Annotated in this window: 13 protein-coding genes; 5 read left to right on the top strand and 8 right to left on the bottom strand. The window is 69.9% G+C overall.

Features of this window, described 5'->3' with window-relative positions:
* Positions 1-13 precede the first annotated feature (13 nt).
* Entirely contained in the window at positions 14-1,102 is a 1,089-nt protein-coding gene (locus ACV22V_RS20230) for a FecCD family ABC transporter permease (protein WP_448015281.1), read from the top strand.
* Complete coding sequence (locus ACV22V_RS20225) at positions 1,072-1,950, top strand: heme ABC transporter ATP-binding protein (RefSeq protein WP_448015280.1); 879 nt, start codon at positions 1,072-1,074, stop codon at positions 1,948-1,950. The genes ACV22V_RS20230 and ACV22V_RS20225 overlap by 31 nt, the downstream gene beginning before the upstream one ends.
* 36 nt (positions 1,951-1,986) lie before the next feature.
* Here ACV22V_RS20225 and ACV22V_RS20220 read toward each other — a convergent pair whose 3' ends face one another.
* Together ACV22V_RS20220 and ACV22V_RS20215 are read right to left on the bottom strand one after the other, a co-directional pair.
* Positions 1,987-2,598, bottom strand: a complete 612-nt coding sequence (locus ACV22V_RS20220; RefSeq protein ID WP_448015278.1) for a trimeric intracellular cation channel family protein — start codon at positions 2,596-2,598, stop codon at positions 1,987-1,989.
* Positions 2,599-2,606: 8 nt separating this feature from the next.
* Positions 2,607-4,745, bottom strand: coding sequence for a penicillin-binding protein 1A (locus ACV22V_RS20215; protein ID WP_448015277.1), 2,139 nt, complete (start codon positions 4,743-4,745; stop codon positions 2,607-2,609).
* 209 nt (positions 4,746-4,954) lie between these two features.
* On the opposite strand from ACV22V_RS20215, the gene ACV22V_RS20210 reads away from it, so the two are divergent.
* Complete coding sequence (locus ACV22V_RS20210; protein WP_448015275.1) at positions 4,955-5,752, top strand: aminoglycoside phosphotransferase family protein; 798 nt, start codon at positions 4,955-4,957, stop codon at positions 5,750-5,752.
* Between the two features lie 107 nt (positions 5,753-5,859).
* Here ACV22V_RS20210 and ACV22V_RS20205 read toward each other — a convergent pair whose 3' ends face one another.
* The 5 genes from ACV22V_RS20205 to ACV22V_RS20185 form a co-directional block, all read right to left on the bottom strand.
* On the bottom strand, positions 5,860-6,696 hold the full coding sequence (locus ACV22V_RS20205) for a bifunctional allantoicase/(S)-ureidoglycine aminohydrolase (RefSeq protein WP_059689322.1): 837 nt from the start codon (positions 6,694-6,696) through the stop codon (positions 5,860-5,862).
* A 701-nt stretch (positions 6,697-7,397) separates the two neighbouring features.
* Positions 7,398-7,841 carry a hypothetical protein gene (locus tag ACV22V_RS20200; RefSeq protein ID WP_059528642.1) on the bottom strand — a complete coding sequence of 148 codons (444 nt, stop codon included), beginning with the start codon at positions 7,839-7,841 and terminating at the stop codon, positions 7,398-7,400.
* 375 nt (positions 7,842-8,216) lie between these two features.
* Complete coding sequence (locus tag ACV22V_RS20195; protein ID WP_448015274.1) at positions 8,217-8,876, bottom strand: methyltransferase family protein; 660 nt, start codon at positions 8,874-8,876, stop codon at positions 8,217-8,219.
* A 167-nt stretch (positions 8,877-9,043) separates the two neighbouring features.
* Positions 9,044-9,208 (bottom strand): hypothetical protein, encoded by a 165-nt coding sequence (locus tag ACV22V_RS20190; RefSeq protein WP_175908542.1) that lies wholly within the window; start codon positions 9,206-9,208, stop codon positions 9,044-9,046.
* A 262-nt stretch (positions 9,209-9,470) separates the two neighbouring features.
* Complete coding sequence (locus ACV22V_RS20185; protein ID WP_448015272.1) at positions 9,471-9,890, bottom strand: HIT family protein; 420 nt, start codon at positions 9,888-9,890, stop codon at positions 9,471-9,473.
* Between the two features lie 288 nt (positions 9,891-10,178).
* On the opposite strand from ACV22V_RS20185, the gene ACV22V_RS20180 reads away from it, so the two are divergent.
* Together ACV22V_RS20180 and ACV22V_RS20175 are read left to right on the top strand one after the other, a co-directional pair.
* Positions 10,179-11,345, top strand: a complete 1,167-nt coding sequence (locus tag ACV22V_RS20180) for a hypothetical protein (protein ID WP_448015270.1) — start codon at positions 10,179-10,181, stop codon at positions 11,343-11,345.
* Between the two features lie 193 nt (positions 11,346-11,538).
* A complete protein-coding gene (locus tag ACV22V_RS20175; RefSeq protein ID WP_448015269.1) occupies positions 11,539-12,942 on the top strand; it encodes a serine hydrolase domain-containing protein in 1,404 nt (467 codons plus the stop codon).
* A 66-nt stretch (positions 12,943-13,008) separates the two neighbouring features.
* On the opposite strand, the gene ACV22V_RS20170 is transcribed toward ACV22V_RS20175, so the two are convergent.
* Positions 13,009-13,632, bottom strand: coding sequence for a glutathione S-transferase family protein (locus tag ACV22V_RS20170; protein ID WP_448015267.1), 624 nt, complete (start codon positions 13,630-13,632; stop codon positions 13,009-13,011).
* Positions 13,633-13,729 lie beyond the last annotated feature (97 nt).

Raw genomic sequence — 13,729 nt, 5'->3', positions numbered from 1 at the left:
CCGGATCGACACGATGCCCGCTCACGCTTCACCTTTCCCCGCGCGGTCGCACGTAGCGCGCACGGGCGCCGCGCGCGTCGGCGCGTCACGCCGCATCGCGCCCTTCGCGCTGGCCGCGCTTGCCGTCCTCGTGTGCGCCATGTCCGTCGTCGCGCTGTGCGTGGGCGCGTATCGCATTCCGTTCGCGGAAGCCTGGGCCGCGCTGAGGGGCGACCCGGCCGCGCAACAGGCACGCGCGGTGCTGGTCGACATCCGCGCGCCGCGCGTCGTGCTCGCGCTGCTGGTCGGCGGCGGCTTCGGCGCGGCCGGCGCCGCGATGCAGGCGCTGTTCCGCAACCCGCTCGCCGATCCGGGGCTCGTCGGCGTGTCGAGCGGCGCGGCGCTCGGCGCGACGACGACGATCGTGCTCGGCCCCGCGCTGTTCGCCGCGCATGCAGGTGCGGTCGCGCTGCCCGTCGCCGCGTTCGCGGGTGCGCTCGCGGTCGCGGCGCTCGTCTACCGGCTCGCCGCGTCGCGCGGCCGGCTCGCGCTGCCGCTGCTGCTGCTCGCCGGCATTGCGATCAACGCGCTGGTCGGCGCGGCGATCGGGTTGCTCACGTTCGTCGCCGACGACGCGCAACTGCGCTCGCTGACCTTCTGGAGCCTCGGCAGCCTCGGCGGCGCGCAATGGCCCGCGCTGGCGGCCGTCGCGCCGTGCGTCGCGATCGGCTGCGGGCTGCTCGCGCGCGATCGTGACGCGCTCAATGCACTGCAGCTCGGCGAGACCGAGGCGTTGCATCTCGGCGTGCCGGTGCAGCAGCTCAAACGGCGCGTGCTCGTCGCGGTCGCGCTCGCGGTCGGCGCGCTCGTGTCGTGCGCGGGCATCATCGGTTTCATCGGCCTCGTCGCGCCGCACTGCGTGCGCCTCGCCTGCGGCCCCGACCAGCGCGTGGTGCTGCCCGGCGCCGCATTGCTCGGCGCGCTGCTGACGCTCGCCGCCGATCTCGCCGCGCGCACCGCCGCCGCGCCCGCCGAGATTCCGCTCGGCGTGCTCACCGCGCTGCTCGGCGCGCCGTTCTTTCTCGCGCTGCTGTGGAAAAGCCGCGGCGCGCTCGGCGGCTGATCCTTCATTCGCTCATCATGCTGACCGCCCAACATCTCGACGTCGCCCGCCGGCACCGCATCGTTCTGCACAACCTGTCGCTGTCGATCGAACCCGGCCGCGTGACCGCGCTGCTCGGCCGCAACGGCGCAGGCAAGAGCACGCTGCTGAAGACCCTGGCGGGCGAACTGACCGGCAGCGTCGCGCCGAGCGGCGTGCGCGTGACCGGCGACATCGCGCTGAACGGCGAACCGCTCGCGCGCATCGACGCGCCGCGGCTCGCGTGCCTGCGCGCCGTGCTGCCGCAGGCCGCGCAACCGGCGTTTCCGTTCAGCGTCGACGAAATCGTGCTGCTCGGCCGCTATCCGCATGCACGACGCAGCGGAGCACGGCACGTGATCGCACACCGCGATCGCGACATTGCGTGGCAGGCGCTCGAACGCGCGGGCGCCGAGACGCTCGTCGGCCGCGACGTGACGACGCTGTCCGGCGGCGAGCTCGCACGCGTGCAGTTCGCGCGCGTGCTCGCGCAGCTGTGGCCGGACGACGACGCATCGGAAAACGGCCCGCGCTACCTGCTGCTCGACGAACCGACCGCCGCGCTCGATCTCGCGCATCAGCACCGGCTGCTCGACACCGTGCGCACCGTTGCGCGCGAATGGCGGCTCGGCGTGCTCGCGATCGTCCACGATCCGAACCTCGCCGCGCGGCACGCGGATACGATCGCGATGCTCGCGGACGGCACGATCGTCGCGCAGGGCGCGCCGCGCGACGTGATGACGCCCGCCCATATCGCGCAGTGCTACGGATTCGCGGTGAAGATGGTGGAAACGGGTGACGGGTCGCCACCGGTCATGGTGCCGGCGTAGCGCACGCGTGCCGTCGCATCCGTGCGGCGGCCTCGCTCAATGCTCGACGTCCGCGACGCCGAACGTCCGCATTTTCCATCCGAGCCGCACCGCGAGCATGCGCGTCGTGAAGCCCGCCGCCAGCGCGACCATCGACGCCAACCCGGCATCGATGCCGAGATGCTGGATCCCGACGTACAGCGTGCCCGTGAAGAACGCGACGCTCGCATACAGTTCCTCGCGCAGGATCAGCGGCATCTCGTTGCACAGCAGGTCGCGCAGCATCCCGCCGCACACGCCGGTGATCGCGCCGGCCAGCACGACGATGATCGGCGCGCTGCCCGTCGACGCGCCGATATCGCAGCCGATGATCGTGAACGCCGCGAGACCGATCGCGTCGACGGTGACGAACAGCGTCTTCATCCGCGCGACGTGCCGCGCGGCCCACGACGCGACGGTCGCCGCGACGAGCGTGATCACCAGATATTCGGGATGCGCGATCCAGCCGAGCGGATAGTGGCCGAGCAGCACGTCGCGCACCGTGCCGCCACCGAGCGCCGTCACCGCGCCGACGAGCGCGAGCCCGAAGCGGTCCATCCCGCGCCGCATGCCCATCAGCGCGCCCGACATCGCCTCCGCGACGATCGCGATCAGATACAGCGTATGCATCGCGCGCCTCAGTCTTCGGTACGGAACAGGTCGAGCACGCGTTCGCGCTCGGCCGCATCGACGGCCACGGGCATCGGCTCGTCGGGCCTGCCCTTCTCGCCCGAAGCATCCGGCGCCTCGGCCGCCGGCGCGCCGCCGCACGCGAAGCGGCTGCGGATGTACGACGGCACGTCGGCCGTGCACGTGCCGCGCGTGTATTCGGCGTACACGAAATCGCCGTCGACGAGCGCGACGTCCTGCGGCGGCGTCGCGGCGACCGGCGTGCGTCCGTCGACGGCCGTCTTCATGTAGTCGAGCCAGACCGGCAGCGCGAGCGTCGCGCCGGTCGCGCGCCCCATCGGGCGCGGCGTGTCGTAGCCGAGCCACGCGACCGCGACGATGCCCGACGAGTAGCCGGCGAACCAGACATCCTTCGAGCCGTTCGACGTGCCCGTCTTGCCGGCTGCGTCGTCGCGGCGCAAGGCGAGCGCGCCACGCGCGGTGCCGGCCTTCACGACGTCGCGCAGCATGCTGTCCATCATGAACGCGTTGCGCGCCGACACGACGCGCGCGCCTTCAGGCGTCGTCGCCTCGTACATCGCGCCGCCGTGACGCTGCTTCACCGACAGGATCAGGCGCGGCTCCATCCGCGTCCCGCCGTTCGCGAACACGCTGTACGCGCTCGCGAGTTCCAGCGGCGTCACCGCGCCCGCGCCGAGCGCGAGCGGCAGCGACGCCGGATTGCGCTGCGCGTCGAAGCCGAAATGCACCGCGTGCTGCTGCACGTAGCGCGCGTCGGTGGCCTGCATCAGGCTGACCGCGACCAGGTTCTTCGAGCGCACGAGCCCGCGCCGCACCGGAATGAAGCCCTCGTAGCGGTTGCCGAAATTGCGTGGGCGCCACGGCCGCGCGCCGGTTTCCTCATGGGTCAGCGTGCGCTGCGTGTCGTCGACCAGCACGCCCGGAAAGTAGCCCTTCTCCAGCGCCGCCGAATAGACGAACGGCTTGAAGCTCGAACCCGGCTGGCGATACGCCTGCAATGCGTGGTCGAACACGTTGCGGTTGAAATCCGCGCCGCCGACGAGCGCGAGCATGTCGCCCGTCGCCGCATCCAGCGACACGAGCGCGCCTTCGAGCCCGTTGCGCGCATCGCGCTTCGCGCCTGGCTGCCGGCTCAGCGTGCGCTGGAGCGCGGCTTCGGCCGCGCGCTGGTCGCGCATCGAGATCGTCGTGGTCACGTCGAGGCCGAGCGTATAGGCGTCGTCGTGAAAGCGCTCGACCATCATCCGGCGCGCGCGCTCCGCGACGTACGGCGCCGCGATGATGCCGGGCGGCGGCGTGGTCGCCAGCGCGATCGGCGCGTCGACCGCCGCGCGATAGGTCGCCTCGTCGAGTTCGCCGAGCGCATGCATGCGGCCGAGCACGTAGTTGCGCCGCGCGGTCGCGCGCGCCGGATTGACGACCGGATTGAACGCGGACGGCGCCTTCGGCAATCCGGCGAGCACGGCCGCTTCGCCCGCGCTCAGCGCGTCGAGCGGCTTGCCGAAATACACGTTCGCGGCCGCCGCGAAACCATACGCGCGCTCGCCGAGATAGATCTGGTTCATGTAAAGCTCGAGCAGCTTGTCCTTGCTGTACGCGCGCTCGAGCTTGATGGCCATCAGGATCTCGGCGAGCTTGCGGCTCAGCACCTTGTCGCGCGTCAGGTAGAAGTTGCGCGCGACCTGCATCGTGATCGTGCTGCCGCCCTGCCCCGGCTGCCCCGTCACGACGTTGGCGAACGTCGCGCGCGCGAGGCCGCCGATATCGACCGCGCCGTGCTGGTAGAACTTCGCGTCCTCGGCCGCGAGCAGCGCGTGCCGCATGAGCGGCGGAATGCGCTCGAGCGGCACGAATTCGCGGCGCTCGACGCCGTACTCGGCCAGCAGCTCGCCGTCGCGCGAGAAAATCCGCAGCGGCAGCGCGGGCCGGTAGACGGCCAGGTGCTCGACGGATGGCAACTGCGTCCAGATGCGATCGATCGTCCATGCGCCGATGCCCGCGCACGCGAGCGTCAGGCCGAACAGCGCGCCGGCGAAGATGCGCCATGCGCGGCGGCGCGGCGATGCGGGAGGCGATGCGGGAGGCGGGGCCGGTGGCGTTGGAGGGTTGGCGGTGTGGTCGGTCATGCAGGCTCCTTCTTCAATGCGGCGAACGCGGGCGCGCAACAGGCGCCCGTCGGTCACGGAAGGCGCGCATTGTCGAAGGGATGCCGGGATACCGGAACACTCTTTAGCCTAAGTTTGGCTGGCTAAATTTTATTTAGGAATGGTTGCGCGGCAGCCGTGCCGGGTGACCCGCGCGGCGCACGAGCCGGTTCGCCTGTACCATCGTCTGCATGTTCGACACGTACCTGCGCCTGTGGGACCTCGTTCCCGACGGCGGCCCGATCCTGACCGCGAGCGGCGGCGTGCTGCCCGTCGTCTGGCACGCGCGCCCCGCGATGCTCAAGGTCGCGACCTGCGACGAAGAGCGCCGCGGCAATGCGCTGATGACCTGGTGGAACGGGGATGGCGCCGCGCGCGTGTGGCTGCACGACAGCGACGCGGTGCTGCTCGAACGCGCGCTGCCGGCGCCGACGCTCGTCGGCCTGTCCGCCGCGGGCCACGACGACGATGCGATCCGGATCGCATGCCGCGCGGTCGCGCGGCTGCATGCGCATCGCGCACCGGCAACGCCCGAGGTCGTGCCGCTGATCGACTGGTTCCACGCGCTGCTGTCGCATGACACCGGCGATGACACGCTGCGACGTTCGGCCGCGACGGCGCGCCGGCTGCTGGCCGCGCCGCGCGTCGACGACGACGTCGTGCTGCACGGCGACATCCATCACGGCAACGTGCTGCACTTCGGCGATCGCGGCTGGCTGGCGATCGACCCGAAGGGTTTGCGCGGCGACCGCGCGTTCGATTACGCGAACCTGTTCTGCAATCCCGCGCACGACATCGCCGTCGATCCCGCCCGCTTCGCGCGGCGCGTCGCGCTCGTCGCCGAAGCTGCGCAACTCGACCGCCGCCGGTTGCTGCAGTGGATTCTTGCGTGGGCCGGCTTGTCGGCGGTCTGGCTGATCGAGGACGGCCTGCCGCCCGATACGCGGCTGCAGGTCGCGAGCCTGGCCGCCTCGGCGCTCGACGCGTAGCGTGCGACGACGGCCCGGCCGCCGCGTCCACTGCATCGCACGGCGGCATCAATAAAAAAACCCGCCGGCATGCACCGGCGGGTTTTCGTGTCCGACGTGCGCGACGCTTAGCGCGCCGGATTCAGCGTCAGGTTCATGTGACGGTTCACATCCTTGTACAGCAGGTAACGGAAGCGGCCGGGGCCGCCCGAATAACATGCCTGCGGGCAGAACGCGCGCAGCCACATGAAGTCGCCCGCTTCCACCTCGACCCAGTCCTGGTTCAGGCGATACACGGCCTTGCCTTCGAGCACGTACAGGCCGTGCTCCATCACGTGCGTCTCCGCGAACGGAATCACGCCGCCCGGCTCGAACGTCACGATGTTCACGTGCATGTCGTGACGCATGTCGCTCATGTCGACGAAGCGCGTCGTCACCCATGCGCCGTTGGTGCCCGGCATCGGGATCGGCTCGACATCCTGCTCGTTGGTCACGAACGCTTCCGGCAGCGCAATGCCGTCGACGACCTGATAGTGCTTGCGGATCCAGTGGAAACGCACGGCGGCATCGCTGACGTTGTGCAGCGTCCAGTCGGCGCCCGGCGGGATGAACGCGTAGCCGCCCGGCTTCAGCGTGTGCTGCTTCCCCTGCAGCGTCAGTTCGGCCTCGCCTTCGACGACGAACAGCACGGCTTCGGCGTTCTTGTCCTGCTCGGGCTTGTCGCTGCCGCCGCCCGGATTCACTTCGACGATGTACTGCGAGAAGGTTTCGGCGAAACCCGACAGCGGACGCGCGATCACCCACAGGCGCGTGTGGGTCCAGAACGGCAGCCAGCTCGTGACGATGTCGCGCATCACTCCCTTCGGAATGACCGCATACGCCTCGGTGAACATCGCGCGATCGGTCAGCAGATCGGTCTGCGGCGGGTGGCCGCCATGCGGCGCGTAATACGTTGTCTTAGACATAAAGCATCCAGGCAATGGGTTGGTCCGGCCCCGGGTCGCAACGGCAGGCGCGGCACGCGCGTGGGGCACGCATGCGACGGCGGGACATCGTTGCCGGGGTGGCTTGAAAGCGCGGGCGCCTTCGTTCGGTCGGCCAGGCTTCGCGACGGGCCCGCCCGGTTCAGCGGGCGGGGCGCCCCATGCTTGCGGGTCCGGCGGCCGGGCCGCGGACACTCGGGGTCATGCGGCGGGGCACGGGGGACGGCACGGTTCGATTCCGTACGCGGGCAGCGTTGACGATAGCGAAGTCGATCCGGATCGACCAATTAAATGTTGCGATGACATCCATTCGATTTCCCACTACCCGCCGTTGCGCGCGATGGCCCGTGAACGCGTGCCGCGGACGCGTCGGCGCCTCGGGGAAATCCTGATGATCGGACGGCAACCCGTCGATCGGCGATGGCGAAATGGGGTTGGCCGACCCTGCGCGGTTGCATGTCGATGCAACTGGCGATGTCGTCTACAAGCGGGAAAGGTGAAGCGGGAGAGAGCGTGCCAACCCGTCGAGCGGGGCCGGGCATGAACTGCCGAAGGGGGTGAAGGCCGCCGGTCTTGCCGGCGATGGCGGCCCGGCTGAGGCCGCCGGGCCGGCTGTCGGATCGGATGCCGACGCGTCGGGCGCGCCGGTGCGCAGGCCGCGCACCGTGCCGCGCCCGCGGCGATCAGTCCCAGTCGCGGTGGTGGCGATGCTTGCGGTGACGATGGCCGCGATCGCCATAATCGCCGCCGCGATCGTACGAGTTGCGCGACAGGTTGCCGCCGAGCGCCGCGCCGGCGCCGCCGCCGACGGCCGCGCCCAGCAGGCCGCCCGTGCGGCCGCCCATCGCGTTGCCGGCCGCGGTACCCGCGCCGCCGCCGAGTGCGCCGCCGATGATCGCGCCGGTGCGCTCGCGACGGTTCGACGTCACGGCGCCACCCGCGCCGCCGCCGATCGCGCCACCGATCACGGAGCCGGTGCTGCCGCCGACCGCGCCGCCGACCGCTGCGCCGGCAACCCCGCCGAGCGCGCCGCCGAGCGCGTTGTTCATGTCACCGGCCAATGCCGGCACTGCGGTCGCGCCGGTCAGCACGGCGACGACGAGAGCGGGGGCGATTTTCTTCCACATTCCCGTATTCTTCCTTGTTCGCAATCTGGTTATCGAAGGTCCGCTCGATACGACGATCTGAATCGATCGACGTCGATGCCGGCATTGTGCCGAATCCCGGACCAATTCATTTCAATGAGCTTGCGGCGAAGAATAGCACCGGTCGAGCCTGCTTGCCGTCGACATTCTGGTAACAAGTTGTTTACCGAAAGCGGACCGGAAAAGCTTGCCGGAAACCGCCGGGAACGCCCGCCGGCAGGGGCTCCGGCCATGGTCAAGCCCCGTTTTTCGGCAACGCGGAACGTGCCCGTCGCGCGGGTTCGGACACACGTGGCAACACATCGGCGGCATGCCGCGAGCCGGCGGAATCGCCCGGTCGTTCGGGTCGAACGAGGGTCAGTACACGCCCGGGATCAGCCGCCAGGTGTGTGCGCAATACGCGTCGTATTCGGCGCCGAATTGCGTGCGCAGCAGCGCTTCCTCGGAACGGATGCGCGCGACGAGCGGGATCATCGTCAACGCGACGAGCAGCAGCCCGACGCCCGAGCGGAACGCCAACGCCCAGCCGGCCGCATTGACGAGCAGGCCGAGATAGCTCGGGTTGCGGATCCTGCTGTAGATGCCGTCCGTCACCAGCGTGTGGCCCGGCTGGATCGCGACGAGCCCGCTGAAGCGCTTGCCGAGCACGAACACGGGCCAGAGGCGCAGCACGCCGCCCGCGACGTACAGCGCGACGCCGATCCAGCGCACCGTGTCGCCGCCGAAGGTCCACACGTCGAGCCGGTCGGTCAGCGCCGGCAAATACGCGAGCAGGAATCCGCTCGCGCCGAAGGCCGCGAGCACCCAGCGATTGTCGCGGTTCTCGCGTTCGCCGGCGCTCAGGTTGCCTTCGGTAAACATCGCGACGACGGCAAGCGCGAGCGTCGCGACGGCAATGGCGATCAGTGGCGGATGCGAGAAGAAGGCGGCGAACCCGCCGATGCCGAGCACGGCAAGCCCGAGATAGACGAGCGTGGAGACGCTCGCAACGATTGCGAACTTGCGCGTAACGGCCATGGCTTGCCTCGCCGGAGTGAGCTTTCCTGTGAAGTATAGGAATCCGGGCGGACGATGCGCACGCGCGCCGTCATGCGGCGCGCGAGTTTTCCCTGCGAGAAGCGGCGGCGGCGCGTCGAACGACGCGCTCGATCGGCGCGCGGGCTGTGCCCGCGACCGCCGCCCGGTCAGCGAATGCGGAAGTTGCCGCCGATCCCGACGCTGACGGGCGGTGCGTAATAGGCCGGCGCATAGCCGTAATAGACCGGCGCGGGCGCGTAGCCGTAAGGCGGCGCGACATAGCAGCCGGACAGGCCGCCGATCAGCGCAAACGTGATGAGAACTTTGTACATGGCTCGATTCCCGGCGAAGAGGACACGTCGCATCGCGCGAAAGCCGTGCCGTCCGCAACCCGTGACGGCCGGCACGAAGAGGCGACCGGCCTTTCCTGTCGCTCGATGCGGCAATGCGAATGCGCGGAGTCTAGCGCCGGCGCCGCCAGGACGAGTTTCGCGAGCGGTTACACGTGTTACGTGGTGTGACCGCTGAAACAGGCGCGAACGGCGTCGCCGCGCGCGCCCGCTGGCGCCGCCCGAATCACGAGCCGTACAGGCGTTACACGAAATGCGCGCGGATGCGCTCGGCGAGCGATTCGAGCGTGGCCGCGTCGACGATGTCGCGCGCGTGCATCCGCAGGTCGACGCCTTCCCAGCGCGGAATCACGTGGAAATGCACGTGCGGGACCGTCTGGCCCGCCGCCGCGCCGTTGAACTGACCGATGAACACGCCGTCCGGCCCGAGCGCCGCGCGCACGGCCGCCGCGACGCGCTGCGTCATGCGGATGCCGGCCGCCGCCGCGTCGCCGGACAGCTCGAAGATCTGCGCGGCCGGCTCCTTCGGGATCACGAGCACGTGACCGTCGGCCTGCGGCATGAGATCCATGATCGCGAGCGTGGCGTCGTCTTCGGCGACCTTCACGCACGGCAGTTCGCCGCGCAGGATCCGGGCGAACGGGTTGTTGTTGTCGTAGGACATGGCGTTTTCCGATTTGGCGATTGTGGTTTGACTGGGAACGATGCCGGACGATTATCGGCCGACGGCGGGTCGGATTTCAACTTGTCAGGCCGTGTGGCGATCGCGGTGAACAATGCACGCCGGCTCGCACGTCATGTCGCTCGCCGGATGGAATATCCGGCCGTCGCCGTTCGTTTATTCCGAGTGCGGATTCGCACGGCAAGACTGCGGATCCGCACCGGACATCCGTCAGCTGCGCAGGGCCGGCAGCCGGGATGACTGCTCGCGATCACCAACCGGAGTCATGCCATGGACCCTCTCCCCTCCTGTCGTTCGCCCGCCCTCGCCATTCACCCGCCGCTCCTCGCCCACGCCCGTCGCACGATGGCGCGCACGCTATGCCGCGCGGCTTGCGGCGCCGGGCTCGTCGCGTTGTCGTCGGCGTTCGCGTGGGCCGGCGGCAACGACGTCATCCTGCCGGTCTCGTCGGTCACCGCGTCGACCGTGCCCGCCAACGGCGACGTCAATCCGTACGGCATCGCCTTCGTGCCGCGCGGCGTGCCGAGCTGGAGCACGCTCAAACCGGGCGACGTCGTCGTGTCCAACTTCAACGCGGCGTCGAACGCGCAAGGCACCGGCACGACGGTCGTGAAGCTGTCGCCCGGCAAGACGCCGACGACGTTCTTCCAGGGCAGCAATCTCGGCCTGACGACCGCGCTCGCGGTGCTGCGCAGCGGCTTCGTGCTGGTCGGCAACGTCCCCGCGCCGGACGGCAAGACCGTCGTGCCTCCGGGCTCGCTGCTCGTCATCGGTCCGCAAGGCAATCTCGTCACGCAACTGTCGAGCAGTACGCTGCTCGACGGACCGTGGGACATGACCGTGATCGACCGCGGCCCGCGCGTGACCGCGTTCGTGTCGAACGTGCTGAACGGGACCGTCGCGCGGATCGAGCTGGCAATCGACAACAACGGCGTCAGGATGCTGCCGGGCTCGCGAATCATCGCGTCGGGCTACGTGAACCGGACCGATCCCAACGCGCTGGTGGTCGGCCCGACCGGCCTCGCGTACGACCCGAACATCGACGTGCTGTACGTCGCGTCCACCGGCGACAACGCGGTGTTCGCGATCCAGAACGCCGCGTCGACGAATCGCAACGCCGGCGTCGGACGGATGATCTACTTCGACGCAGCGCACCTGCACGGTCCGCTCGCACTGGCGCTCGCGCCGAACGGCCATCTCGTGACCGCCAACGGCGACGCGGTCAACCCCGACCCGTTGCAACCGAGCGAGATCGTCGAATTCACGGTGACCGGACACTTCGTCGCGCAGATGCAGGTCGACACCGTGCCGGGAGCGGCCTTCGGCCTCGCGTTCGGGCACGGCAGCAAGGGCCAGCCGGAATTCGCGGCCGTCGACGACAACACGAATACCGCGACGATCTGGACACTGCGTTCGGACAACGACAACGCGCAATGACGCACCACGTGGACGGGCCGACTGCGGCCCGTTCGCCCCTGCGCGATCGACACATGCGATTCGCACACGCCGGGCACCATGCCGCCTGATCGACGCCGCCCGGCGTCGCCACCCCCGCGATTGCCACCGCTCGCCCGAACCTGCGACACTGCCGGATCGTTGCCGGCCGGCACGCCACCGAGGACGCTCGCGCATGACGATCCCCTTCAAATCGCTGATCCTGCGCGGCGTCGCCGTCGCGCTCGTCGCCGCGGCCGGCTACACCGGCTACATGCTGTCGCGGCTCGCCCCGATCGCGACGGGTTATGCCGCGAAGGCGCTGTGTTCCGGCGTGTTCGTGTCGGGCCGTCCGGCCGCGTCGGTGATCGACGTCGACATCATGGCCGGCGTGCACCCGCTGCTGAAACTGGTGCGCCCGTCGATCGATCCGGAGCATCATCGCGCCGTCGCAACGTTCGCCGGGTTCGCGCAACGCGAGGCGGACTTTCGCCCCGGGCTCGGCTGCACGCTCGCGCTCGGGCCATCGCCCGGCGTGCTGCCGGCCGCGCTGCCGCCCGTCCCCGATCCGCCGCCCGCGCAGGCGGCGGCGCCGGCCGCACCGCCCGCCGGCATCGACGCTCGCAAGCTGCAGACCGCGCTCGACCGCGCGTTCGACGAACCCGATCCGGCGCGGCCGCGGCGCACCCGCGCGGTCGTCGTGATGTGGCGCGGCCAGATCGTCGCCGAACGCTATGCGCCCGGCTTCACCGCCGATACGCCGCTACCCGGCTGGTCGATGACGAAGACCGTGACGGCCGCGCTGGCCGGCGTGCTCGTCGCGCAGCACAAGCTGTCGCCGGACGCGTCGGCGCTGCTGCCCGAATGGCGCGACGGCGGCGACCCGCGCGCGGCGATCACGTTCGACGAGCTGCTGCGGATGACGAGCGGCCTGCAATTCAACGAGGACTACGACGACCCGCTGTCCGACGTCGCCGTGATGCTGTTCACGCAGCCGGACACCGCGCGCTTCGCGTCGGCCAAGCCGCTCGCCGCGCAGCCCGGCACGCAGTGGTACTACTCGAGCGGCACGAGCGCGATCGTCGCGCGCGTGATGCGCGAGGCGATGGGCGGCACCGAGAGCGACTACCTCGCGTTTCCGCGCCGCGCGCTGTTCGCACCGCTCGGGATGCGCAGCGCGGTGTTCGAGCCCGATGCGGCCGGCACGCTCGGCAGCGCGTCGTTCATGTATGCGAGCGCGCGCGACTGGGCGCGCTTCGGGCAGCTTCTGCTGCAGGACGGGGTATGGGACGGGCAGCGGCGGCTGCCGGAAGGCTGGGTGCGCTACCTGACGCGCGCGACGCCGCTGTCGACGCGCGGAGAATTCGGCGCGCATCTGTGGGTCAAGGTGCCGGAGCCGTTCAACGATCGCGATCCGCACGCGCGCCCGCTGCCCGCCGATGCGTTTCATGCGGTCGGCCATGAAGGCCAGTTCGTGAGCGTGGTGCCGAGCCGCGAGCTGGTGGTCGTGCGGCTCGGCTTGTCGAGGCCGGAATCCGCGTGGAATCACGAGGCGTTTCTCGCGCGCGTGCTCGAGGCCGTACCGGCGTCCGGCACGTGACGTGCCGCGGGAAGGCAGCGATGCGGCTGCGGTCAAGCCGCCGCATCGCGCGCGACATGCAATGCGTTACGGGTTCGCGCTGCCCGCATACTGCTTGAAGCCCTCGCGCGTCGCCAGACGCTCGATGTAACGCTTCACCGCCGGGAAATCCGGCTGCTCGAACGGCGTGCCGAACCAGCGGTTCACCGACAGGCCGATCGGAATGTCGGCGAGCGTGAAGTGGTCGCCGGCCACGAACGCGCCGGTCGCTTCGAGCTGCGCGTTCAGGATCTGCATGTGCTTCGTCCAGCCCGCGATCGACTGCGCGATCGCCGCCGGGTCCTGGTGATCGGGCGACTTGCGCACGAGGCCGAGGAACGCGCCGACCCACGAACGGTTCAGGTCCGTGCCCTGCCAGTCGATCCACTGGTCGACCCGCGCACGCGCCCGCGGCTCGGCCGGATAGAGCGCATCGCCGCCATAGCGGTTCGCGAGGTAGCGGATGATCGTGTTCGACTCCCACAGCACGAAGTCGTCGTCCTTGATCACCGGCACGAGGCCGTTCGGATTCAGTGCGAGGTAGGTCGGATCGTTGGTCGTGCGAAAGCCCGCGCCCCAGTCTTCCTGTTCGAACGGCAGGTTGAGTTCGGTGCACAGCCACAGCACCTTGCGGACGTTGATGGACGGGATCTTGCCGAGGATGTGCAGCATGCAGGCTCCTTGTGAGGTCGAATGCGAAGCGTTCGGAACGCGCTCCCGTCGAAGTTATACACGAGCTCACGGGAATCGACAGCGCGTCAGGCGAAAT

It is taken from the genome of Burkholderia sp. AW33-5 (assembly GCF_053427615.1).
Note: the sequence above shows the minus strand (reverse complement) of the source record. Positions and strands in the feature narration are given on the sequence as shown.

Excerpts from the sequence above, each read along its gene's own strand:
- ACV22V_RS20185 (WP_448015272.1), bottom strand. The coding sequence starts at position 9,890 with ATGTCCTACGACAACAACAACCCGTTCGCCCGGATCCTGCGCGGCGAA.
- ACV22V_RS20180 (WP_448015270.1), top strand. The coding sequence starts at position 10,179 with ATGGACCCTCTCCCCTCCTGTCGTTCGCCCGCCCTCGCCATTCACCCG.
- ACV22V_RS20205 (WP_059689322.1), bottom strand. The coding sequence starts at position 6,696 with ATGTCTAAGACAACGTATTACGCGCCGCATGGCGGCCACCCGCCGCAG.
- ACV22V_RS20220 (WP_448015278.1), bottom strand. The coding sequence starts at position 2,598 with ATGCATACGCTGTATCTGATCGCGATCGTCGCGGAGGCGATGTCGGGC.
- ACV22V_RS20210 (WP_448015275.1), top strand. The coding sequence starts at position 4,955 with ATGTTCGACACGTACCTGCGCCTGTGGGACCTCGTTCCCGACGGCGGC.
- ACV22V_RS20195 (WP_448015274.1), bottom strand. The coding sequence starts at position 8,876 with ATGGCCGTTACGCGCAAGTTCGCAATCGTTGCGAGCGTCTCCACGCTC.
- ACV22V_RS20200 (WP_059528642.1), bottom strand. The coding sequence starts at position 7,841 with ATGTGGAAGAAAATCGCCCCCGCTCTCGTCGTCGCCGTGCTGACCGGC.
- ACV22V_RS20215 (WP_448015277.1), bottom strand. The coding sequence starts at position 4,745 with ATGACCGACCACACCGCCAACCCTCCAACGCCACCGGCCCCGCCTCCC.
- ACV22V_RS20170 (WP_448015267.1), bottom strand. The coding sequence starts at position 13,632 with ATGCTGCACATCCTCGGCAAGATCCCGTCCATCAACGTCCGCAAGGTG.
- ACV22V_RS20230 (WP_448015281.1), top strand. The coding sequence starts at position 14 with ATGCCCGCTCACGCTTCACCTTTCCCCGCGCGGTCGCACGTAGCGCGC.
- ACV22V_RS20190 (WP_175908542.1), bottom strand. The coding sequence starts at position 9,208 with ATGTACAAAGTTCTCATCACGTTTGCGCTGATCGGCGGCCTGTCCGGC.
- ACV22V_RS20175 (WP_448015269.1), top strand. The coding sequence starts at position 11,539 with ATGACGATCCCCTTCAAATCGCTGATCCTGCGCGGCGTCGCCGTCGCG.